Consider the following 22,333-nt stretch of genomic DNA (forward strand, 5'->3'; position numbering starts at 1 on the left):
GCGGGGTCTGACCAAGATGCGGGCTCTGGCTCCGGCGCAACCTCGGCAACAGGGTCCATGTCGGGCCATGCCTCTTCCCGCACATCCTCGGGCGCAGGCTCGGGAGCGGGCGCAACCGGGGCGGGCTCTTCCCCAGCGGCGCCAAAGGGCCGGGCGGCCAGTCGGCCGGCCTCTTGCAGCGAGGCACCGGGTTCGGGCGGTGCGAATTCCTCGCTCACCGGAGGCGGCGCTTCGGCCCTGGGCTTGGGCGCTTCGGCGGGCTGTTCGCCACGGGCGCGGGCGCGAGCAGCGTCCATGGCGGCGGCCAGGCGGTCGACCCGCAGGTTGATCTTGTCTTCGTCGTCAGACATTGGCCTGTGCCCGTCCCATATAGGCTTCCTGCACGATGGCCGAGGCCATCACGTCCCGCGGGGCGCCATCGGCCACAAGCGCGCCGTTGTGCAGCACGATGATCCGATCCGCCAGCGCACTGATGACATCCATCTTGTGTTCCACCAGCAGGATGCACTTGCTGCGGTCCTGCGACAGCCGCCCGATCAGGTCCAGCACCACCGGCGCATCATCGGGCGACATGCCCGCGGTGGGTTCGTCGAACATGTAGACCTTGGGATCCATGGCGATCAGCATCGCCACCTCAAGCTTGCGCTGGTCGCCGTGCGGCAGTTCGCTGACCGGCTTGTCGGCCTGCACGCGCATCTGTACCTGGTCCAGCGCCTGATGCGTCATGTCGCGCATGTGATCGTCACTGTCGGCCAGCCGCAGCAAGCGTCCGCCTTTGCGCTGATGCGCCTGCACCACCAGACGGACGTTTTCATAGACCGTCAGGTCGGGAAACAGGTTGGTCAGTTGAAAGCCGCGCCCCAGTCCCATGCGCGTGCGCGTCGAGGCGGGCTTGCGGCTGATGTTGCGCCCCTCCAGCAGAACGCGCCCGCGCGTGGCCGCGATCTGTCCCGAGATCAGGTTGAAATAGGTGGTCTTTCCGGCCCCGTTGGGTCCGACGATCGCGGTCAGCTCGCCTGCCCGAAAGCCTGTGCTGATCCCGTCTACCGCCACGTGACCGCCAAACTGGACGGTCAGGTCACGGGTCTCCAATACCATATCGGCCATTGCCGTCACTCACCCGTCCGCAGCGCCCCGCCGTTGCACAAGGCAGGGCGCGCTACCTGTCAATTGCGAACCGGGATCGGCATGTCGTCGATCGTAAGCTCACGTACCAGTTCAGGAATACCCCATTCCACGTTCTCGTCCACCTTGATCTTGAAATGATACATGGACTGCAGCGCCTGATGATCCTCGGCGCGGAAGGTCATCGTGCCCTTGGGGGTTTCCCACGACATGCCTTCCATGGCGGCGATCAGTTCCTCGGTGTCGGTAGAGCCTGCGGCCTTGATCGCCTCGACCACGGCGATGCCGGCGCTCATGCCGCCCGCGGTGAAGAAATCCGGCGGGCTGTCGTAGCGGCTGATATGTTCGGTCACCAGCCAGTCGTTCACCGGGTTCTGCGGGATTTCATAGTAGTAATAGGTCGCGCCTTCCATGCCCGGCAGTTCCTTATAGGCCTTCAGCGCCGCCAGGATGTTGCCGCCCGTGGCGATGTCGATGCCGAAGCGCGACGGCTCCATCGCGTTGATCTTGCTCATCGGGTTGCCGCCTCCGGCCCAGATGATGAACAGCTTTTTCTCGCCGTCCACGTCCTTCATGGCGTTGAAGATCCGCTCGGCGGCGGCGGTGAAATCGGTGGTGTCCGTCGGCACGAATTCCTTGTGGACCAGCGCCGCGCCGGTGCCGGTCAGTGCCTCCTCGAAGGCGGCCACGCCGTCGCGGCCAAAGGCATAGTCCTGCGCCAGCGTCGCCACGCTCACCCTCTCGCCCCCCAGCGCCACGGCATTGGCGATGGCATCCTGGCTGGAGTTGCGCGAGGTGCGGAAGATGTAGCGATTCCAGTTGGCCCCGGTGATGCTGTCGGCCACCGCTGGCTCGACGATCAGGATCTTCTCGTATTCCTCGGCCACCGGCAGCATCGCCAGCGCCACGCCGGAACTGACCGGGCCGACCGCCAGATCGACCTCGTCATCGCCATAGGCTTCTTCCAGCAGCGCCCGACCGATGTCGGGCTTCAACTGGGTGTCCTTCTCGATCACCACGATCTTCTCGCCGTCGATTTCCATGGTGCCGCCGGTGGCGTATTCCAGACCCATCATCAGGCCCGCATGGGACTGCTTGGCATAGGCCTCGAACGGGCCGGTCTTGCCGTAGACATGGGCGATGGTGATGTCGGCGGCGGCAGGCACGGCCAGCAGCGCCGACAGGGCAACCGCGCCAAAGCGGGTGAATTTCATGGTCCAACTCCCTGAATACCGGCCCAAATGCCGGTGCATTTCCGGGAAGCCTAGGCAAGCGCAACGCCCCGATCAACCCGTTTGACGGGACGGGGCTTAACGGGACGGCGCGCGAATGCGGTCAGCTGGCGAAAATCCCGTCGGTGTCGGCAAAACCCTTCACCTCGATGGGATTGCCGCAGGGGTCGCGGAAGAACATGGTGCTTTGCGCGCCGGGCTGGCCTTCGAACCGGCGCGACGGCGGCAGCACGAAGTCGATCCCGGCCTCGGTCAGCCGCGCGGCCAGCGCCTCCCAGTCGGCCATCGCCAGAACCACGCCGAAATGCGGCATCGGCACCATGTGGTCGCCCACCTTGCCGGTGTTGCGGGTTTCCAGAATCGGACCAAGATGCAGCGACAACTGATGGCCGAAGAAATTGAAATCCACCCAGGTGTCGGTGCTGCGCCCCTCTTCGGCCCCCAGCAGCCCGCCATAGAAGGCGCGGGCGTCATCCAGATCGGCCACATTGATGGCCAGGTGAAAGGGCATGGGCATTGCGGACTCCTATGGCTGCTTGTCGGCGCGAAAACCTTCACTTACTGCTACTTTGGCGACACCACAGGGAGAGAGCAATGTCCGACACGGCAAAACTAGGTTTCGACACGCTGCAGATCCACGCAGGCGCCAGCCCCGATCCGGCCACCGGCGCCCGGCAGACACCGATCTACCAGACCACGGCCTATGTGTTCCGCGATGCCGATCACGCCGCAGCGTTGTTCAACCTGCAAGAGGTCGGCTACATCTATTCGCGCCTGACCAACCCCACGGTTGCGGTGCTGGCCGAACGCATCGCCACGCTGGAAGGCGGCGCCGGAGCGGTGTGCTGTTCGTCGGGCCATGCGGCGCAGATCATGGCGCTGTTCCCGCTGATGGGACCGGGCAAGAACGTGGTCGCCTCGACCCGTCTGTACGGCGGCACGATCACCCAGTTCAGCCAGACCATCAAGCGTTTCGGCTGGTCGGCCAAATTCGTCGATTTCGACGATGTGGAGGCGGTGAAAGCGGCCATCGACGACGACACCCGCGCGGTGTTCTGCGAATCCATCGCCAATCCGGGCGGCTACGTGACCGACCTGCTGACCATCGCGGGCATCGCCCATGACGGCGGCGTGCCGCTGATCGTCGACAACACCTCGGCCACGCCCTACCTGTGCCGCCCGATCGAACATGGCGCCGACCTGGTGGTGCATTCGACCACCAAGTACCTGACCGGCAACGGCACCGTCACCGGCGGCTGCGTCGTGGACAGCGGCAAGTTCGACTGGTCGGCCAGCGACAAGTTCCCCTCGCTCAGCGCGCCCGAGCCCGCCTACCACGGCTTGAAGTTCCACGAAGCCCTTGGCCCGATGGCTTTCACCTTCCACTCCATCGCCGTGGGTCTGCGCGATCTGGGCATGACCATGAACCCGCAGGCAGCGCATTACACGCTGATGGGGATCGAGACCCTGTCGTTGCGGATGCAGCGCCACGTGGAAAACGCGCAGGTCATCGCCAACTGGCTGGAAGATGACGACCGCGTCGATTTCGTCACTTACGCCGGGTTGCCCTCGTCGCCCTATTACGACCGGGTTCAGGCGCTGTATCCCAAGGGCGCGGGGGCGCTGTTCACCTTCGCCATCAAGGGTGGCTACGAGGCCTGCGTGAAATTCGTCGACAGTGTCGAGATCTTCAGCCATGTGGCCAACCTTGGCGACACCCGGTCGCTGGTGATCCATTCGGCCTCGACCACGCACCGGCAGTTGACGCCCGAGCAGCAGGAGGCCGCCGGCGCGGCCCCCAATGTGGTGCGTCTGTCCATCGGCATCGAAGACGCCGAGGACCTGATCCACGACCTTGACCAGGCCCTGGCCAAGGCCACCAGCTGATCGGTCTCAGTCGAGGGCGATGACCAGCGTCACCCGCGCGGTGACCTGCAGTTCGCCCTCGGCCACCGGCACCGCCGCATCGGCCATCAGCGCCCGGCCCGCCATTTCGGGCCGGGGCATCCCGCCGCCCTGTTCGCTCAGGCTCAGCACTTTGCCCAGTTCGACCCCGGCCGCGTCCGCGTAAAGCTTGGCCGAGGCCAGCGCATCGGCCACCGCCGCCTTGCGCGCCGCATCGCGCAACCCGGCGGGATCGGCGATGTCGAAGGTCAACCGCGAGATGTCATTGGCCCCGGCCTTGACCAGCGTGTCGATGACCGGCCCCACCCGCGCCAGATCGACCAGTTCGACCGCCACCTCGCTGCGTGCCTCGAATCCGATCACCGCCAGCGGATCGACGCCAGGGTCATTGCGGTTGGGCCGCAGCGGCATCAAGCCCAGCGACTGGGTCTGGATCTTCTCGGGCGCGATGCCTTCGGCCTTCAGCGCCGCCAGCACCGCCGCCATCATGTCCGACATGGCCGCCAGCGCGCCCTCGGCGGTGTCGGCGCGCGCCACCGCGCCGGCCTGCAAGCGCGCCATGTCGGGGGCCGCGGCCACGCGGCCTTCCCCGGTCACGGTGATGCTGCGCTGCGGCGTGTCGGCACCGGCGGCCCCGGCCATCAGCATCGCGCTCAGAAGAAGTGGGATCAGCGGTCTGGTCATGCGGTTTTCCTTTGGTTGAGGGTGTTTTCAGGTCCGGTAGGGCCTGTCCTGCCTTTCCAGATATGGTAGCATTCTGGAAAACAAACCGCGCTATGCAGCGGCAAGGCAGTCCGGACAGGCAAATGACGCAACGATGTGCTCTCGACCTCTCGGAAGAGTGGGCAACGCTCCTGGTTCCCCAGGGCCGGGGCTGGGCACGGCTGGGCCGTACGCCGCTGGCCGGCGACGGGCTGCAAAACCGGCTGTCGGCACTGTTGCGTCTGGGCGCGGGGCATCTGGACACGCCCCTGGACGCCCTGGATCTGCTGGTGGCGCTGCCCCCCGACCAGATGACCTATGCCGCGCTGTCGATGCAGGAGATCGGCGAGACTGCCGAAGATCCCACGGCCCGGCTGATCGCGGTTCTGTGTGCAAAGCATCCGCATCTGACCGACGCCATGGCGCTGGACTGGGACTTGCAGGGCGGCTGGTTCCTGATCGCCGCCGCACCGCGCGTGGTGGTCGAGGAAGCCACGACCTTCCTGCAGGCTTGCGGTGCCGCGCCGTCGGCCTTCACCGCGCGCCCCGAACCCGGCCAGTTCCCCGATCAGCCCGACCTTGGCGGATTGCGTCCCCCGGACGGCGCCCAACCCTGGCCGCCCCTGCCCGATCCCGAGACCGCGCCCGGCGTGACCGAGCAGCCTGTCGAGCCGCCAGTTGCGTCCGTCCCGTCACCGCCGCCTGTGGCCGCGCTCACCCCGGCCCGCATCCGCGCCGATGAGGTCGCCCGCCGCGATCCCGAAAATCTGCGCACCCTTGACGAGATCGAGGCCGAGGATCCGCCACCCCGCATCAAGCGCGCCGTGGCCGCCCGCAGCCTGCGCCACCGGCTGACCCCTGGTCCACGCCTGCGCATTGCTGCCGCGCTGACCCTGGTGCTGGTTGCCGGTCTGTCTGTGGCCGCGCTGTGGCCCGTCGACGATATGGCCAAGGGGCCCGCACCCGAATCCCCGGCCCAGATCATCGCCGCAGAGCCGGATGAGCCCATCGTGGCCGAAATCGCGGCGGATGAAGACGAAAGCGGCGAGAGCATCACCGCCGCCGCCGATCCGGTCGAGGCGACACGCACCGCCGATCAGCCGCCGCCGTTGCCCGAGGATCTGACGGTCTTCTACAGCCCGGCGCCGATCCTGACCCAGCCGCTGGACGAACAGGATCTACTGGACCTTGCAATGCCGGGGCTGGATCCCAGTTTTCGCACCGATGCGCTGGCACTGGCCGATCTGACCACCTGGCGCGCCGACAGCCTGCCCGCTTCGCCCCAGCCGCCGGGGGCCGCCGCTCAGATCTTCGTGGTGGACGACCGCGGGCTGGTCCGCCCCAGCGCCGATGGCACCCCGACCCCCGACGGCGTACTGGTGTTCGAAGGCCAGCCGCCCGGCGAGGCCCGCCCGCGCCCGGAACGTGAAGAGCCCGTCGCGGTCACCATCGTGCTGACCCGCGCCGGTCTGGCCGAGGATCATCCGCTCAGGAACGTCGCGCCGCGCGCGCGCCCGCAGGGTCTGGACGAGAAGTTCGAGCGCGCCGCCCTTGGCGGCAAGACCAAGACCGAACTGGCGCTTTACCGCCCGGTACCGCGCCCTGCTTCGGCACAAGACGCAGTGCGCGACGCGCCGGCCACCGCGCAGGCCGTCAGCCAGGCCCCGCGCCCCAAGGCGCGCTCGCCACAAGCCGCGCAACGTTTCGCCGCCGCCAGCGTCGCCAAGCCCGCGCCGCAGGTGATCCGGCAGGATCAGGTCGAGACCGCCACGGCGGCCTCGCCGAAAAAGGTGGCGAAACAGGCCACCCGTGGCAGCGGGATCGACCTGAACGAGATCAATCTGCTGGGCACTTTCGGATCCAGCCGATCGCCGCGCGCCCTGGTGCGCCTGGCGTCGGGACGGGTCGTCAATGTCGAGGTCGGCGATCGCATCGACGGCGGCAAGGTGTCGGCCATCAAGGAGGGCCGGCTGAGCTATGTGAAGGGCGGGCGCAACGTGACCCTGACCATGCCGCGCGGCTAGGATTGCGCCCGGCGCGGTCACAAGCGCGTGGGATGGCCGCATCTGCGCAATGACCAGTGGCGGCCCCGCAGCCAGCACGGCACAGTGGGATAAACCCGCATCGCATTCCACCACACCGAGGGACCATGGAAAGTTTCCTGTTTCAGGCCGTGATCTATCTTCTGGCCGCCGTCCTGGCGGTGCCCATTGCGTCGCGCCTGGGATTGGGGTCGGTGCTGGGCTACCTGCTGGCCGGTATCCTGATCGGACCGGTACTGGGGGTGGTCGGCAGCGAGACCGAGAGCCTGCAGCATTTTGCCGAGTTCGGCGTGGTGATGATGCTGTTCCTGATCGGGCTGGAGCTTGATCCCCGCGCCCTTTGGGCGATGCGACACCGGCTGATCGGCATGGGCGGGTTGCAGGTGGTGCTGTCCACCGGCGCAATCATGGCCGCCGCCATGGCGCTGGGGCTGACATGGTCGGCGGCGCTGGCGGTGGGTCTGGCGCTGTCGCTGTCCTCGACCGCGATCGTGTTGCAGACCTTGTCGGAAAAGCGGCTGATGCAGACCAATGGCGGGCGTGCCACCTTCGCGGTGCTGCTGACGCAGGATGTGGCCGTGATCCCGATGCTGGCACTGCTGCCGCTGCTTGCACTTGGCGGTGTCGACCCGCATCCGGTCGCGGCCCATGACGTTGCCGGACATGGTGCCGCCACCACGAGCGGAATGATGGAATTTGCCAACTGGGCCCGTGGCCACATCAGCCAGTTGCCCGTCTGGGGCGAGGCGCTGGTGACCATGGCCGCCCTTCTGGGCATCATCCTTGCGGGCATCTTCCTGACCCGGCCGGTGTTCAACGCCATCCACGCCACCCGTCTGCGCGAGATGTTCACGGCGCTGGCCCTGCTGATCGTCATCGCCATCGCCTGCCTGATGCTGATCCTGGGCGTATCGCCCGCGCTTGGCACCTTCCTGGCAGGGGTGGTGCTGGCCAACTCGGAATTCCAGCACGAGATGGAAACCGCGCTGGAGCCCTTCAAGGGCCTGCTTCTGGGGCTGTTCTTCATCACCGTCGGCGCCGGCATGGATGTGACCACCTTCCTGGCGCAGCCCTTTCAGCTTCTGGCGCTGACCCTGGCGCTGATGTTTACCAAGGGCGCGATCCTGCTGTTGCTGGCCCGCATCTTCCAACTCAAGGGGCGCGATCAGCGATTGTTCACCCTCGGGCTGGCACAGGCCGGGGAATTCGGCTTCGTACTGGTCGGGTTCAGTCTGCAACGCGGCGTGATCCCACCGGAATACCAGCAGGTCATCTATCTGGTCATCGCCCTGTCGATGTTGCTGACACCGCTGTTTTTCATCGCCTACGAGATCCTGTCCAAGCGCATCCGTTCGGAAGAACCGCTCGACCAGCCGCCCGACCAGATCCAGCAGGAAGGCCCGATCATCATCGCGGGCGTCGGCCGCTTTGGGCAGGTCGTCAACCGCATGGTGCAGATGAGCGGCTTTCGCACCACGGTTCTGGACAACGACCTGAACACCATCCGCCTGATGCGGCAGTTCGGCTTCAAGGGGTTTCTGGGCGATCCCACTCGCCCCGACCTGCTGCGCTCGGCCGGGTTGATGGAAGCGCAGGTGCTGGTGGTGTCGATGGACGACAAGAACGCCTCGACCCGGATCGTGCGCTATGCGCGCCGGGTGCGGCCCGATCTGCATATCGTCGCCCGCGCCCATGACCGTGTGCATGTGTTCGAACTGTATCGCGCCGGAGCCAATGACATCGTGCGCGAGATGTTCGACAGTTCGCTGCGCGCCGCGCGCTACGTGCTGGAAAACATGGGGCTAAGCGAGTTCGAGGCCAACGAGCTGGAAACCCTGTATTACAAGCTCGACCGGAAGGCCCTGCGCGAACAGGCCGAGGTCTGGAAACCCGGCGTGCCGGTGACCGAGAACGCCGCCTATATGGCACGGGCCAAGCAGTTCAGCCGCGAATTGGAAACCGCGCTGGTCAGCCAGGTGGAGCGCAAGGACGGCTCCTTCGAGGACAAGGAACCGATCCCCGCCCCGAAGAACTGAGGCTCAGCCGTCAGCGACCCCGGCTTCGGCAAAGGTCGCCATGCCGGAATGGCACGCGACAGCCCCTTGCAGAACCCCGATGGCCAGCGCCGCGCCCGAGCCTTCGCCCAGGCGCATCCCGAGGCTGAGAAGCGCGGGCTTGTGCAGCGCGTCCAGCAGCCGCTGGTGCGCCTGCTCGGCCGAGCGGTGTCCGGCCACGCAGTGATCCAGCGCACCGGTCCGGGCTTTCTCCAGCACCGCCGCCGCCGCGCAGCAGATGAAGCCGTCCAGGATCACCGGAATGCGCAGGCTGCGCGCCCGCAGGATGGCCCCGGCCATTGCGGCGATCTCGCGCCCGCCGAGAGCTTGCAGCACCTGCAACGGGTCGCCCAGCAGATCGGCATTGGCCGTCAGCCCGTCCGCCACCACCTGCGCCTTGGCCTCAAGGGCTGCGCCTTCGACACCGGTGCCGCGCCCGGTCCAGGCGCGTGCAGTGCCCCCGAACAGGGCCAGCGCGATGGCGGCCGCGGACGTGGTATTGCCGATGCCCATTTCGCCGGTGACCAGAAGGTCGGCGTCCGGGTCTACGCCCTGCCAGCCAGCGCTGAAGGCGGCGCAGACCTCGGCTTCGCTCATCGCCGGACCTTGGGTGAAATCCTGCGTCGGGTTCTGCAGATCCAGCGGCACCACGATGAAGGTGGCGCCAAAGCACTTGGCCAACTGGTTGACTGCCGCCCCGCCGGCTTGGAAATTGGCCACCATCTGCACCGTGACTTCGGGCGGGAAGGCCGACACGCCACGTGCGGCGACACCGTGATTGCCGGCAAAGACCAGAACCTGCGGCGCGCGAACGACCGGGCGATGATCGCCGCGCCACCCGGCGTACCAGATCGCCAGATCCTCCAGCCGCCCCAGCGCACCGGGAGGTTTGGTCAACTGGCCGTTGCGGTTTTGCGCCCGCACCAAAGCCCCCTCATCGGGGTTCGGAAGCTGACGCAGGATCTTGTGGATCTGCGAAAGCGACTGAAAGGGTTCCTGGGACATGCGCAGCCTCGTTGCTTTTGTTCCGGCGGGACGTTAACGGCGAACAACACAGAGGAAAACCGCCAAGTGACCGCACCCCGACCTGCCCTTCTGGACCCCGCCGATCCGGCCCTGGCCCTGGGTCTTCTGACCCGCCTTCCGGTGCCCGTGGCGATGGATACCGCGCAACGACGCGGGGCGCGTGCCGCCTGGGCCTATCCGCTGGCGGGGCTGGTGGTGGGGGGGGTGGCGGCGTTGCTGATGCAGGCCGCGCTGTGGATGGGTCTGCCGGAAAACCTGTCGGCGGGACTGGCGCTGGGGCTGATGGTGGTGCTGACCGGAGCGATGCACGAGGACGGTCTGGCCGATTGCGCCGATGGCTTCTGGGGCGGCTTTGCCCGCGACCGACGGCTTGAGATCATGCATGACAGCCGCATCGGCACCTACGGCGTGCTGGCACTGGTTTTGGTGGGGCTGTTGCGCTGGCAGGGGCTGGCCGAGCTGGTCCGGCACTGGCCGGTGCTTCTGGCGGTCGGGATGCTGTCGCGCGCCGCGATGGTGGTGGTCTGGGCCGCACTGCCCGCGGCGCGAAACGACGGGCTGGCGCGTTCGCTGGGACAGCCGCGCCCGGCCACGGCGGCCGTGGCTTTGGGTCTTGCCGTCGCCGGAGCCTGGGCCTGTCTGGGCAGCAGCGTGATGGTTGCGGCGTTGGCCACCGCAGCCGCTGCTGTTGGCGTGGCATTGCTGGCCCGCGCCAAGATCGGCGGCCAGACCGGCGATGTGCTGGGCGCCACGCAACAAATCGCCGAAGTCGCCGCCCTGCTGAGCCTGTCCGTGTTGCTGACATGAGAAAGCCGCCCCCGAAGGCGCGGCTTTGAAAGGCTTGAAAAGCTGGGTGCTCAGGCGGCGCGGCTCAACAGAACCTCGCCCACGGCCTTCTGGGCTTCATCCTCGCCCGAGCCTTTGACGGCGGCCACTTCGCGGGTCAGACGCTCCAGCGCGGCTTCATACAGCTGGCGCTCGGAATAGCTCTGCTCACGCTGATCGTCGGCGCGGTGCAGGTCGCGGACCACCTCGGCAATGGCGATCAGATCGCCCGAGTTGATCTTCTGTTCGTATTCCTGCGCCCGGCGCGACCACATGGCTTTCTTGACCTTGGCCTTGCCCCGCAGGATTTCCATCGCGTGGCTGATCACGTCCGGGGTCGACAACGCCCGCAGACCCGCACCGGCCGCCTTTGCCGTCGGCACCCGCAGGGTCATCTTGTCCTTCTCGAACGAGATCACGAAAAGTTCGAGCTTGAGACCCGCAACTTCCTGCTCTTCGATCGAGACAATTTTTCCGACGCCATGGGCCGGGTAGACAACGTAATCATTGGCACGGAAATCCGGCGTATACTCTTGGCTCATCTGGTGGTCTTCCTTGCTCTGGTCCGCGTCAGATCCCGTGCAATGATCGGGTTCCGAGGCGAAAAAAGAAACGTGCTCGCACACCGAGTGCGAGACGTTTCCGGACGGTTATAGTTCGCTGACCAAAATATATAGCACATATACGCAAAAATTCAAAGCCCCGCATGTCGGCACGGGAAATGCCGCTGTGCAGGGCGCAGGTCTGGCGGCGGAAATCAGCCGCCTTCGCCGGGCGCTTCCGAGAAGTATTTGCCCAGTTTGTCCTTTTCGCCGTCGCGCTCTTCGGCTTCGGGCAGCGGTTCCTTCTTGGTGTAGATCACCGGCCAGAGTTCGCTGTACTTGCGGTTGAATTCAACCCATTGCTCCATGTCCGGTTCAGTATCCGGGCGAATCGCGTCTGCCGGGCATTCCGGCTCGCACACGCCGCAGTCGATGCACTCATCGGGATGGATCACGAGCGCGTTCTCACCCTCGTAGAAACAATCCACCGGGCAGACCTCGACGCAGTCGGTATATTTGCAGGCGATACAGTTGTCAGTGACGACATAGGTCATGGGGCGCACTCATCCGTTTGTTTGGCGTTTCCCTACTCCGCCGCGCCCGATCATTCAAGCCGAGCCTGTTTGGCCGCACGTGCGGCACGGCGGTCGCGGCTGTCGGGGCGGCCCTGTACCGGGCGCGGGGCACTGTCATCGCGCGGCGCCTGCGGGGTCAGGTCTTCGTAAAGCGCCTGTGCCTCGGGTGCCGGGCCGCGCCGGTCGGCCAGGGCGAGGATCTTGATGATTCGCACCGTTTTCGCCTGCGGAAAGGTCAGCACATCGCCCGCACGAATGGCCTGGGCCGCCTTTCTGGCGTGCTGGCCGTTCACCCGCAGGTGCCCGGCCGCCACCACGGCGCTGGCCTTGCTGCGGGTCTTGAAGAACCGCGCGTGCCAGAGCCATTTGTCGACGCGCATGGAGGGATGCTCCGACGCGTCGATGCCGGTGTCAGGTCTTGTCACGCAGCCCCATCAGCGCAGCGGCAAAGGGATTGTCCGGATCGATCGGCTTTTCGGCCTTCTTCGGACGCGCTGAATAGGTCTTGGCACCCTGCGGCGGACGTTTGCCCTTGCCCTTGCCGCCCTGGAACTTGCCGCCGGGCTTGTCGCCACGCGGCTTGCCGTCGCCGCGCGGTTTGCCACGGGCGGGTCGATCACCGGGAGCACCTTCGCGACGGCCCTGTTGCGGACGTCCGCCCTGACGGCGGCGCGGTGCCCAGGTGAAGGTGTAGAACACCTCGATCTCGGGCTCGGCCGGCGCGTCGGCGTCACTGGCTTCGGCAGCGGCCTCGATGGCCACCTCCGCCGGTTCCTCGGGAGCGGCTTCGGTTGCCGGTGCCTCGGCCGAAGTGTCCGCGCTGACGGGGGCTTCTTCTGTGGGGGCTTCCGCGGCGGGGGCCTCGGCGGGGATTTCCGCCTCTGCCGCGGTCTCAGCGGCCGCGTCCGTTTCCGGTTGCGCAACCGTTGCGTCGGCCTCGGAGGCTGCTTCTGTATCCGTCTCTGGCGTCTCGGCCCCGGCGCTGGCGTCCGGTTCCGTTGTGGCTTCGGGCGCGGTTTTCGCCTCGACCGGTTGCGGGCGCGCCTTGGGGCGCTCGTCACGTTCCGCCTTGTAGCCCAGCCCCTGCATCAGCCCCGCGAATTGTTCCAGCGTCATGCCGGTGATCGACAGCATGTCGGGCGTGGCTTCGAAGCCACCGCGCGTGTCCTGCGCGCGCAGCAGATCGGCCAGACGTTCCAGCATGTCGATGCGAATCGCCCGCTCTCCGGCGGCGCGATAGCCAGCCATGGTGTGATAGCCCTCGGGGACATCGGTCGCGGTCGGCACGGTCACCAGACCCGGCGGCGGGCTGGAGGGGAATTCATCCAGACCCTGCGCCAGCGACCACAGCACCAGCCGCAGCCGCGTCGGCGCCGGCTTCAGCAGCAGCGGCATGAAGATGGTGAACTGGCCGAAACGGATGCCATGCTTGCGCAGCATGCCGCGCGCTTCCTGGTCCAGCTCCTTGACGTCACCCGCGACCTCGTCGCGCGGCACCACGCCATTGCCTTCGACCATGCGGAAGGCAAAGCCACGGGCCAGCCCGGTCAGGGTCTCGTCCCGTTGCAGGTTCAGCAGCGGTTCGAACAGGGTCGCAACCTTGCGGTCGATGAAATGCTGCAGGCGGCGTTCCACCTTGGCGGCCACATCGGCACCGGCTTCGTCATCGACGAACGCCTTGACCTGCGGCTTCAGCGGCTCGGATCCGGCAACCAGCTTGCCCACCGCGTGTTCGCCCCACATCAGCCCGCCCTGATCGGTATAGTCGATCTCGCTGTCGGGCGCGTTGTAGAACTTGTCGGCACGCAGATGAAAATGCGGGGCCAGTGCCTGAAGGCTGGCCTGCCGCAATGTCTTGGCTTCATCGGGGGAGCCGGATTTGTCCTGGATGAAGCGAAATCCTTCCAGCCGTCCGACGAACTGTTCCTCGACGGTGACTTCGCCCAAATCGTTTACTTCAGCCACAAGGCTCTCCCTCTGCTTCAACCGGCGCAACAACACGGATGTGCGCCGATCAACAAATCTTTGTGTGAGACGCGCATGAAGCGCATCCGACAGGCGGTCTTCTACAGCCCGAGTGACCTCACGCCAATGGGCTTCATCGTCCAACCAGCCTTTCCGCTGAGCCACATATGTCCAAGTGCGGATATATGCCAGTCGTTTCGACAATGTGTCGATATCGCCTTCGGTCCGGTCGATGCGTTTGACCTGCCGCGCCATCCAGTCGTCGGGAATGCGGCGCAATTCGAGCAGGTCGTTGAAAATCGTCTCAAGCAGCGTGGCATGTTCGGCATGGCTGATGCCCCGGAAGTCGGGGATCCGGCACACGTCCCACAGCAGGCGCACCGCCTGCGGGTCGCTCAGCCGGGCCCGGATGGCCCCCACTTCGGCCAGCGTCTTCAGCGCCATCAGGTCGTCGGCTTCGCGCGCGCGGGACAGCCATTCGTCGTCGGTGCGCTCTTCAAGCGAGCCGATCAGCCGGCCCACGGTGCCGAAATCCAGCCGCGCGTTGCGCCATTGCAACTTCTTGACCGGCACGAAGCGGTTGGCGGTGATGGCCTGCGCCAGATCCTCGGGCAGCGGGCGGGCCTCGCCGGTGACGCCGAAAGTGCCGTTCTGGGTGTGGCGCCCGGCGCGACCAGCGATTTGCGCCAACTCGTTGGGTTGCAAGGGGCGCATCCGGCGGCCGTCGAACTTGGACAGCGATGAAAACGCCACGTGCTGGATGTCCAGGTTCAGCCCCATGCCGATGGCATCGGTGGCGACAAGGTGATCGACCTCGCCGCTTTGATACAGTTCCACCTGCGCGTTACGGGTGCGCGGGCTGAGCGCGCCCATCACCACCGCCGCCCCGCCCTTCTGGCGGCGCAGCAGTTCGGCGATGGCATAGACGTTTTCCACCGAGAACCCGACGATGGCCGAGCGTGCAGGCATCCGGCTGATCTTCTTGGCGCCGATATAGGTCAGTTCGGACAGGCGGTCGCGATGGGTGAAGACGACGCCGGGCACCTGTGCGGCGATGGCACTGCGCATGGTGTCGGCCCCCAGAAACAGGGTTTCCAGCAGGCCACGGGCGCGCAGCAGGCGGTCGGTGAACACATGGCCGCGTTCGGGATCGGCGCACAGCTGGATCTCGTCCACGGCCACGAAATCCGCGCCCATGCCCTCGGGCATCGCTTCGACGGTGCAGACCCAGTATTGCGCCCGCTCCGGCACGATGCGTTCCTCGCCGGTGATCAGCGCCACCACCGAGGGGCCGCGTTTTTCCTTGACCCGGTCGTAAACCTCGCGCGCAAGCAGCCGCAGCGGCAGGCCGATGACCCCGGTGCGATGCATCAGCATCCGTTCAATGGCGTAATGGGTCTTGCCGGTGTTGGTGGGGCCAAGCACCGCTTCGATGCGACTGCTGCCAGACATGAGACCCCTTTCCTTCGCCGCCGGAATGCCCGCCGGGATCCGCGTGTCAGAGGGCGGTTTCGCCCAAGCGGGCTTCAAGCCGCTTCATCGCATCTTTTACGTTCGGGCGGTGGGGATGTATAGCGTTGACCATACGATAGGCATCCAGCGCGCGGGCCTCGTCGCCGATCTGTTCCAGAATCATCCCCAGTCCGCTCAACGCCCCGAAATGGCGCGGGTTCAGGGCCAGGGTCGCCTCGATGTCGCGCAGGGACAGGCCCAGCAGACCGGCCTGGAAATAGGCGGTGGCGCGGGCGTTGTAGCCTTCGGCGAAGTCCGGTGCGTGGTCGATCAGGGCGGACAGATGGTCGATGGCCGCCGGCATGTCCCCGGCCGTCATGGCCTGGCGGCCGCGCTCCAGCAACAGATCGGCGGTGTCGGACCCGGATTTCGACCAGATGCCCCAGATCTCGTTCTCGACCTGCTGCCAGTTGGCCAGTTCGGGATCGGCAAGCCGGTCGAACAGCCTGTCGAGCGGCGCCTCCTCGGCCAGCGCCATGGTGGAAAACCCCACTGCCACAAAAAGTGTCGCTACGGCGTATTTGATCTGGGTCCGAATACTTCGCATATGGCGAGGATAGCGCAAAACATGTTCCCGTCGATAGCCGCGGGAATGCAACAGGAGAGCACAAATGAGCGATGTTATTGCAGGAGCCGTCGAGAAACTGGCCGAAAAGATGCCCAACGGCTTCGACGGGGTGGCCCGTTTCGATATCGAGGGCGAAGGCTCGATCATGGTGGACAGCGACGGCGTGCGCGCTGGTGCGGAAGACGCCGATGTGACGTTGATCGCCGACGAGGACACGTTCCGCGAGATGATGTCGGGCGAACTGGACCCGACCTCGGCCTACATGGGCGGTCGCCTGAAGATCGACGGCGACCTTGGGTTGGCGATGAAACTGGGCTCCTCGCTGTCGTGAGATTTGGCCCGGCCCCGTTCCATACCCCGTCGTCGCAGGCCCCCGAGGGGGCCGAGGCGCATTGGGCCGAGGCTAGCGACGGCGTGCGGCTGCGGGTGGGGCGTCTGGCGACAGGGCCACGGGGCACGGTTCTGATCCTGCCGGGACGGACCGAGTACCTTGAGAAGTACGGGCTTCCCGCCGCCGAGTTTCTGGCACGCGGCTATGGATCGGTGGCCGTCGACTTTCGCGGTCAGGGGCTGGCCGACCGGCCGCTGACCGATCCCGCCATCGGGCATGTCGAGGATTTCGCCGAGTATCAGTGCGATGTGGCGACCCTGCTGGCCTATGCCGCGCATCATGACATGCCGCGCCCCTGGGTGCTGCTGGGTCATTCCATGGGCGGCGCCATTGGCCTGCGCGCCGTTCTGAACGGTCTCGATGTGACCTCGGCGGTGTTCTCTGCGCCGATGTGGGGCATCAACATGTATCCCGGCGTGCGCCCGGCAGCCTGGGGTTTGGGCTGGCTGGCGCACAAGACCCGCCTGAACCGATGGATCACCCCGGGCATGTCGCGTGAAACCTACGTGCGGCTGGCGGATCCGACAGACAACTGGCTGACCACGGATCCCGAGATGATCGCCTATATGCGGCGGCAGCTGGACGCAGTACCGGGGCTGGATCTGGGCGCGCCGTCGGTGCCCTGGCTTTACCGCGCGCTGGTCGAATGCCGTGCGCTGCGCCGAATCCGCGATCCCGGCATCCCGACCCTGACCGTGGTGCCGACACGGGACGAAATCGTTTCGGTGCCCGACATGACCCGTCAGGGCCGCGAGATGACCGGCGGCCAGATCGAGATCATCGAGGGCGGCCGCCACGAGACGATGATGGAAACACCCGCGCGCCGAAAACAGTTCTTCGACCGCGCAGCAGCTTTCTTCGACCAGCATCGCGGCACCTGAGGCGTCCGCGTCCGCGCAGGCCGACGCCGGTCAGGGCTACCAGTCCGCTGATCCCGTACACCAGCGCGCCCGACAGGGGCACCGGGCCCGGCGTGGACGAAACGAACCTGCGCTGCACCTGTATCGCTGCCCCGGACATGGCCTGCGCCCCATAGCGCGGCGCATCGAGGGGTCGAGGGCTGTTGTAGTCATAGCTGGCGATCTCGGCCCCGGTGAGCGGATCAAGGTTGAACAGCCCCGGCAATGTGAAGGACAGCCGCGCCAGCGGCGTTGTCGCCCCCGAAGCAGCGGTAAAGACCTCGACCCCGCCGCGCAGGCCAAAGCCCGCCCCGCTCTGGATCACCAGCGCATCCGTCATCACGCTGTGCGAGATCCGCATTCCTGACATGGACAATCCCGCGATATCAGCGGTTTGCATGGAGACACTGACCCCAGTCACCGCAGGTTGCCGCAGCCCGAAGGCAAAGGCCTGATCGACCGGTGTGCGATAGGTCAGGTGAAATCCCATATCCATGCGCGTGATCGGCGCAGGGCCGCCAACGGTGGCCGTCGGCATCACCCCGGCCCAGAAATTCGACTGGTACGAAAAGTCCTGAAACACCACGTGGATGGCATCCACCCGCGTGGCCGCCCCTGCCGGAGACAGCGCCAGCAGCAACGCCACAATGCCCCCCTGAACGCCAACCCTCAAGCACCGCATGATCCATACTCTCCCTGCCCGGACTGGCAGATCACGCACACAGCACCTGTCGGCCAGAGTTCAAGACTCCGGCCCAGAGGTAGAAACCTTGGGTTGACGAAGGGTTAACCACGACCGGCGCGGGTGCCCTTTCGGTCAGGCGGCTTTCTTCTTCAGCTTGGCGGCCAGATCCCGCGCGATGGCAAACGCGCCGCGCACCTTGTCGGCTTCCTTGGCCCAGTCGCGCCGCACAATGATCTTGTTGTCGCGGATCTTTGCCAGCCCGTTCTGATCCTGCACGAAAGCCACCAGCCCCTCGGGCGAGGCGAACTTGTCGTTGTGGAACTGGATCGTCGCACCCTTCGGCCCGGCGTCCAGCCGCGCAATCCCGGCCTTCTTGCATTCGGCCTTGATCCGCACCACCAACAGCAGGGTGTTCACCTCTTTGGGCAGCTTGCCAAAGCGGTCGATCAACTCGGCCGCGAAGCCTTCCAGTTCGACCTTGTTCTGCAATCCCGACAGACGGCGATAGAGGCCAAGGCGCACGTCCAGATCGGGCACATAATCTTCGGGGATCAGCACCGGCAGGCCAAGGTTGATCTGCGGCGACCATTGGTCATCGGTCTCGGCCAGCCCCTCGCTCTCGCCCGAGCGGATCTTGGCCACCGCCTCTTCCAGCATCTGCTGATACAGCTCATAGCCCACTTCGCGCATCTGGCCGGACTGTTCCTCGCCGATCAGGTTGCCGGCGCCGCGAATGTCCAGATCCTGGCTGGCCAGCGTGAACCCCGCCCCCAGACTGTCGAGCGAGCCCAGCACCCGCAGCCGTTTTTCGGCCTGCGGGGTCAGCTTGCCGCGCGGCTTGGTGGTCAGATAGGCATAAGCGCGGGTCTTGGCCCGGCCCACCCGGCCCCGGATCTGATAGAGCTGCGCCAGCCCGAACATATCGGCGCGATGCACCACCATGGTGTTGGCGGTGGGAATATCCAGCCCCGATTCGACAATGGTCGTGGCCAGCAGCACATCGTATTTGCCGTCGTAAAAGGCGTTCATCCGGTCATCCAGTTCGCCTGCGGCCATCTGGCCGTGCGCCACCATGAAGGTCACCTCGGGCACCTGGTCGCGCAGGAACTCCTCCATGTCGGGAATGTCCTTGATGCGCGGCACCACGATGAAGCTCTGCCCACCGCGATAGTGTTCGCGCAGCAGCGCCTCGCGGACGGTGACCGTGTCGAATTCTGACACATAGGTGCGAATCGCCAGACGGTCGACCGGCGGCGTGCCGATGATCGACAGGTCGCGGACGCCCGACAGCGACATCTGCAGGGTGCGCGGGATCGGCGTGGCGGTCAGGGTCAGCACATGCACGTCCGAGCGCAGGTTCTTGAGCCGCTCCTTGTGCTGCACGCCAAAGCGCTGCTCCTCGTCGATGACCACCAGTCCGAGGTTCCGGAACCGGACGGATTTGGCGAGGATCGCATGGGTGCCGACCACGATATCGACGGTGCCGTCGGCCAGACCGGCGCGGGTGGCACTGGCCGCTTTCGTCGAGATGAAACGCGACAGGGCGCGCACCTCGACCGGGAAGCCGCGGAAACGGTCGCGGAAGCTTTTGGCATGTTGGCGCGCCAGCAGGGTGGTCGGCGCGATCACCGCCACCTGCGTGCCCGACAGGGCCGCGACAAAGGCTGCGCGCATGGCCACCTCTGTCTTGCCGAAACCGACATCGCCGCAGATCAGGCGGTCCATCGGACGGCCACGTTCCAGATCCTCCAGCACCGCCTCGATGGCGGTCAGCTGATCGTCGGTCTCCTGATAGGGGAAGCGCGCGCAGAAGGCCTCCCACATGGCATCGGGCGGCGCCATCACCGGGGCGTGGCGCAATTCGCGCTCGGCGGCGATGCGGATCAGGCGGTCGGCAATCTCGCGGATGCGTGCCTTCAGCCGCGCCTTCTTGGCCTGCCACGCGCCGCCGCCCAGCTTGTCGAGCAGACCTTCCTCATGCCCGAAGCGCGACAGCAGCTCGATGTTTTCCACCGGCAGGTACAAGCGATCGCCGCCCGCATATTCCAGCGCCAGACATTCATGCGGCGCGCCGAGGGCAGTGACGACTTCCAGCCCGGTGAACCGTCCGACCCCGTGATCGACGTGCACCACCAGGTCGCCCGGCGTCAGGCTATGGGTTTCGGTCAGGAAATTCTCGGCCCGCTTGCGCTTTTTCGGTGCGCGCACCAGCCGGTCGCCCAGCACATCCTGCTCCGAGATGACGGTCAGCCCGTCAGCCTCGAACCCGTGCTCCAGCCCCCAGATCGCCAGATGCACCTGCCCGGCCTTTTCCACCAGATCGCGGCTGTCGGAAATCAGCCGCAGCCCCGTCAGCTCCTCGTCCTCAAGCAGCCCCTGCAAGCGTTCCCGCGCGCCCTCGGAATAGGAGGCCACCACCACCGCCCCCATAGCGCGCCGGGCGCGGATATGATCGGCAAGTGCTTCGAAGATGTTGGTCTGCTCGGCCTGGCGTTCGGGGGCGAAGTTGCGCCCGATCCGGCCGCCGGCATCGACGACGCCCGGCCCACTGGCCTGCGGCAGGGGATGAAAGCGCAGCACCCGGCGGCCAGCCACGGCGGCCTCCCAATCGGCGTCGTTCAGATACAGTGTTTCGGGGGCTGCGGGTTTATAGACCGTGTCCATCCGCGCGCGATGGGTCATCGCCTCGCGCCGTGTGTCGTATTGGTCTGCGATCCCCTCCCAGCGCGCCAGACGCATGGCATCGGTCTGATCGTCCAGCGTCACCACTGCGCCCGGCAGATAGTCGAACAGGGTTTCCAGCCGTGCGTGGAAGAAGGGCAGCCAATGCTCCATCCCCTGATGCTTGCGCCCGGCACTGACCGCCTCGTACAGCGGATCGTCGCCCCCGGCGGCACCGAACTCGATGCGATAGGTCTGCCGGAAGCGGGTGATGGCCGCGTCATCCAGAACGATCTCTGACACCGGGGCCAGTTCCACGATGTCCAGCTTCTCGGTGGTGCGCTGGCTGACCGGATCGAACCGCCGCGCGCCGTCCAGGACGTCACCGAACAGATCCAGCCGCACCGGGCCGCCGTCGCCGGGCGGATAGATATCGATGATCCCGCCCCGCACGGCATAGTCGCCCGGCTCCATCACCGTGGGCGCTTGCGAGAACCCCATCCGCACCAGGAACTGCCGCAACCCGGCCTCGTCAATGCGGCTCCCCACCTGCGCCGAGAACGCCGCTTCGGCCAGAACTTCGCGCGCGGGCACCCGCTGGGTGGCTGCCGCCAGCGTGGTCAGCAGCACGAACCGCTTGGGCGCGCCATGCACCAGCGCGGCCAGCGTCGCCATCCGCGCCGCCGAGATATCGGCATTGGGCGAAACCCGGTCATAGGGCAGGCAATCCCAGGCCGGGAAATGGAACACCGGCACATCGGGTGCGAAGAACCGCAGGGCTGCCCGCATCGCCTCCAGCCGCTTGTCATCGCGCGCCACATGCAGAACCGGCCCGCGGTCCAGCTCCTTCAGCACCAGCCGCGCATCGAAGCCCTCCGGTGCGCCACCTACGGTCAGTTTCTGGCTGTCGGACTGAGACATGTCACCCTCCGGGGTGGTTGCGTGGTTCCGCGCCGTGACCTACCCGGCCCCACCGTCGTGTCAAGCACCCGGTCCGGCGGAGATCGGCGCGCCCGATTTCTTCTTGGCCAAAATACTCCCGCCGGAGGCACCCGCCCCCGGCCCTAGAGCATCACCGCTGACAGGTTGTAGTACATTCCCCAGATGGCGCTGAAGAATACCGCCAGCAGCGCCAGCGCATGCAGCTTCCAGCGCAGGACGCTCAAGGCACGCGGCAGGTCGTCCACGGTCATCTGTGCCTGCGCCATGTGCCGGGCTCCGCGCGCGGTTATCCAGGCGGCCAGCGCCAGCGGCAAGGCCAGCACAAGGATGGCCTGGGCAAATTCCACGCGGTAGACGACAGACAGCAGGATCAGCCCGGTCAGCGCAAAGGCCCAGAACCCCACCAGGATCGGACCCAGGCCGTTCAGATGCGCCAGATGACGGCTCACCATGATCTCGGTCAGGGCCGCCAGCCGTTCCCGCGCCGCGGGATCCTCGGCCCGCGCCGCCCGCAGCATGTCCACCGGGATCCCCATCGGATAGGTCAGAACCCGCGACCAGATCACGCCCAGAAGGATCCAGTACCAGACACTGGAAAACGACCGCAGGTCGATCAGGTCAAGAATTGTCGTCGGCACGGTATGGGATTCCCGTTCAAGTCTGTCTTCCAGCTAGCCCAATG

19 protein-coding genes are annotated in these 22,333 nt (G+C 66.2%); 6 read left to right on the top strand and 13 right to left on the bottom strand.

Annotated elements, in window-relative coordinates; all coding sequences use genetic code 11:
• Positions 1-342: 342 nt before the first annotated feature.
• The 3 genes from H8B03_RS07845 to H8B03_RS07855 form a co-directional block, all read right to left on the bottom strand.
• Positions 343-1,107: an ABC transporter ATP-binding protein gene (locus tag H8B03_RS07845; protein ID WP_193141158.1), complete on the bottom strand. Its 765-nt coding sequence runs from the start codon at positions 1,105-1,107 to the stop codon at positions 343-345.
• 59 nt (positions 1,108-1,166) lie between these two features.
• Entirely contained in the window at positions 1,167-2,339 is a 1,173-nt protein-coding gene (locus H8B03_RS07850; protein WP_193141159.1) for a substrate-binding domain-containing protein, read from the bottom strand.
• A gap of 121 nt (positions 2,340-2,460) precedes the next feature.
• A complete protein-coding gene (locus H8B03_RS07855; protein ID WP_193141160.1) occupies positions 2,461-2,874 on the bottom strand; it encodes a VOC family protein in 414 nt (137 codons plus the stop codon).
• A 77-nt stretch (positions 2,875-2,951) separates the two neighbouring features.
• On the opposite strand from H8B03_RS07855, the gene H8B03_RS07860 reads away from it, so the two are divergent.
• Positions 2,952-4,244 carry an O-acetylhomoserine aminocarboxypropyltransferase/cysteine synthase family protein gene (locus H8B03_RS07860; RefSeq protein WP_193141161.1) on the top strand — a complete coding sequence of 431 codons (1,293 nt, stop codon included), beginning with the start codon at positions 2,952-2,954 and terminating at the stop codon, positions 4,242-4,244.
• A gap of 6 nt (positions 4,245-4,250) precedes the next feature.
• On the opposite strand, the gene H8B03_RS07865 is transcribed toward H8B03_RS07860, so the two are convergent.
• Positions 4,251-4,946: an SIMPL domain-containing protein gene (locus tag H8B03_RS07865; RefSeq protein ID WP_193141162.1), complete on the bottom strand. Its 696-nt coding sequence runs from the start codon at positions 4,944-4,946 to the stop codon at positions 4,251-4,253.
• Between the two features lie 122 nt (positions 4,947-5,068).
• Here H8B03_RS07865 and H8B03_RS07870 point away from each other — a divergent pair, with 122 nt between their 5' ends.
• Positions 5,069-6,988, top strand: a complete 1,920-nt coding sequence (locus H8B03_RS07870) for a hypothetical protein (RefSeq protein ID WP_193141163.1) — start codon at positions 5,069-5,071, stop codon at positions 6,986-6,988.
• A 125-nt stretch (positions 6,989-7,113) separates the two neighbouring features.
• Positions 7,114-9,042, top strand: a complete 1,929-nt coding sequence (locus H8B03_RS07875) for a monovalent cation:proton antiporter-2 (CPA2) family protein (RefSeq protein ID WP_193141164.1) — start codon at positions 7,114-7,116, stop codon at positions 9,040-9,042.
• 3 nt (positions 9,043-9,045) lie between these two features.
• On the opposite strand, the gene cobT is transcribed toward H8B03_RS07875, so the two are convergent.
• Positions 9,046-10,065, bottom strand: a complete 1,020-nt coding sequence (gene cobT, locus H8B03_RS07880; protein ID WP_193141165.1) for a nicotinate-nucleotide--dimethylbenzimidazole phosphoribosyltransferase — start codon at positions 10,063-10,065, stop codon at positions 9,046-9,048.
• A gap of 66 nt (positions 10,066-10,131) precedes the next feature.
• Here cobT and cobS point away from each other — a divergent pair, with 66 nt between their 5' ends.
• Positions 10,132-10,893 carry an adenosylcobinamide-GDP ribazoletransferase gene (gene cobS, locus H8B03_RS07885; RefSeq protein ID WP_319022447.1) on the top strand — a complete coding sequence of 254 codons (762 nt, stop codon included), beginning with the start codon at positions 10,132-10,134 and terminating at the stop codon, positions 10,891-10,893.
• A 50-nt stretch (positions 10,894-10,943) separates the two neighbouring features.
• Here cobS and H8B03_RS07890 read toward each other — a convergent pair whose 3' ends face one another.
• The 5 genes from H8B03_RS07890 to H8B03_RS07910 form a co-directional block, all read right to left on the bottom strand.
• A complete protein-coding gene (locus tag H8B03_RS07890; RefSeq protein ID WP_193141166.1) occupies positions 10,944-11,453 on the bottom strand; it encodes a CarD family transcriptional regulator in 510 nt (169 codons plus the stop codon).
• Between the two features lie 215 nt (positions 11,454-11,668).
• Positions 11,669-12,007, bottom strand: a complete 339-nt coding sequence (gene fdxA, locus H8B03_RS07895) for a ferredoxin FdxA (RefSeq protein ID WP_193141167.1) — start codon at positions 12,005-12,007, stop codon at positions 11,669-11,671.
• A 50-nt stretch (positions 12,008-12,057) separates the two neighbouring features.
• Positions 12,058-12,408 carry an RNA-binding S4 domain-containing protein gene (locus H8B03_RS07900; RefSeq protein ID WP_193141168.1) on the bottom strand — a complete coding sequence of 117 codons (351 nt, stop codon included), beginning with the start codon at positions 12,406-12,408 and terminating at the stop codon, positions 12,058-12,060.
• A 31-nt stretch (positions 12,409-12,439) separates the two neighbouring features.
• Positions 12,440-15,445 carry a helicase-related protein gene (locus H8B03_RS07905; RefSeq protein WP_193141169.1) on the bottom strand — a complete coding sequence of 1,002 codons (3,006 nt, stop codon included), beginning with the start codon at positions 15,443-15,445 and terminating at the stop codon, positions 12,440-12,442.
• A 46-nt stretch (positions 15,446-15,491) separates the two neighbouring features.
• Positions 15,492-15,983 carry a tetratricopeptide repeat protein gene (locus H8B03_RS07910; protein ID WP_193141170.1) on the bottom strand — a complete coding sequence of 164 codons (492 nt, stop codon included), beginning with the start codon at positions 15,981-15,983 and terminating at the stop codon, positions 15,492-15,494.
• Between the two features lie 133 nt (positions 15,984-16,116).
• Here H8B03_RS07910 and H8B03_RS07915 point away from each other — a divergent pair, with 133 nt between their 5' ends.
• Together H8B03_RS07915 and H8B03_RS07920 are read left to right on the top strand one after the other, a co-directional pair.
• Positions 16,117-16,404: an SCP2 sterol-binding domain-containing protein gene (locus tag H8B03_RS07915; protein WP_193141171.1), complete on the top strand. Its 288-nt coding sequence runs from the start codon at positions 16,117-16,119 to the stop codon at positions 16,402-16,404.
• Entirely contained in the window at positions 16,401-17,345 is a 945-nt protein-coding gene (locus H8B03_RS07920; RefSeq protein WP_193141172.1) for an alpha/beta fold hydrolase, read from the top strand. Before H8B03_RS07915 ends, H8B03_RS07920 begins: the two co-directional genes overlap by 4 nt.
• Here the strand turns inward: H8B03_RS07920 and H8B03_RS07925 are convergent.
• The 3 genes from H8B03_RS07925 to H8B03_RS07935 all read right to left on the bottom strand — a co-directional run bounded on the left by H8B03_RS07925 (position 17,242) and on the right by H8B03_RS07935 (position 22,289).
• The gene (locus tag H8B03_RS07925) at positions 17,242-18,045 is read right to left on the bottom strand and encodes a hypothetical protein (protein WP_193141173.1); all 804 of its coding nucleotides are present in this window, start codon (positions 18,043-18,045) and stop codon (positions 17,242-17,244) included. The genes H8B03_RS07920 and H8B03_RS07925 overlap by 104 nt on opposite strands.
• 135 nt (positions 18,046-18,180) lie before the next feature.
• A complete protein-coding gene (mfd, locus tag H8B03_RS07930; protein WP_193141174.1) occupies positions 18,181-21,630 on the bottom strand; it encodes a transcription-repair coupling factor in 3,450 nt (1,149 codons plus the stop codon).
• Between the two features lie 143 nt (positions 21,631-21,773).
• On the bottom strand, positions 21,774-22,289 hold the full coding sequence (locus tag H8B03_RS07935) for a hypothetical protein (RefSeq protein WP_193141175.1): 516 nt from the start codon (positions 22,287-22,289) through the stop codon (positions 21,774-21,776).
• Positions 22,290-22,333: the final 44 nt, after the last annotated feature.

Origin of the sequence: Meridianimarinicoccus sp. MJW13 (assembly GCF_014901205.1) — a bacterium.
GTDB lineage: Bacteria > Pseudomonadota > Alphaproteobacteria > Rhodobacterales > Rhodobacteraceae > Meridianimarinicoccus.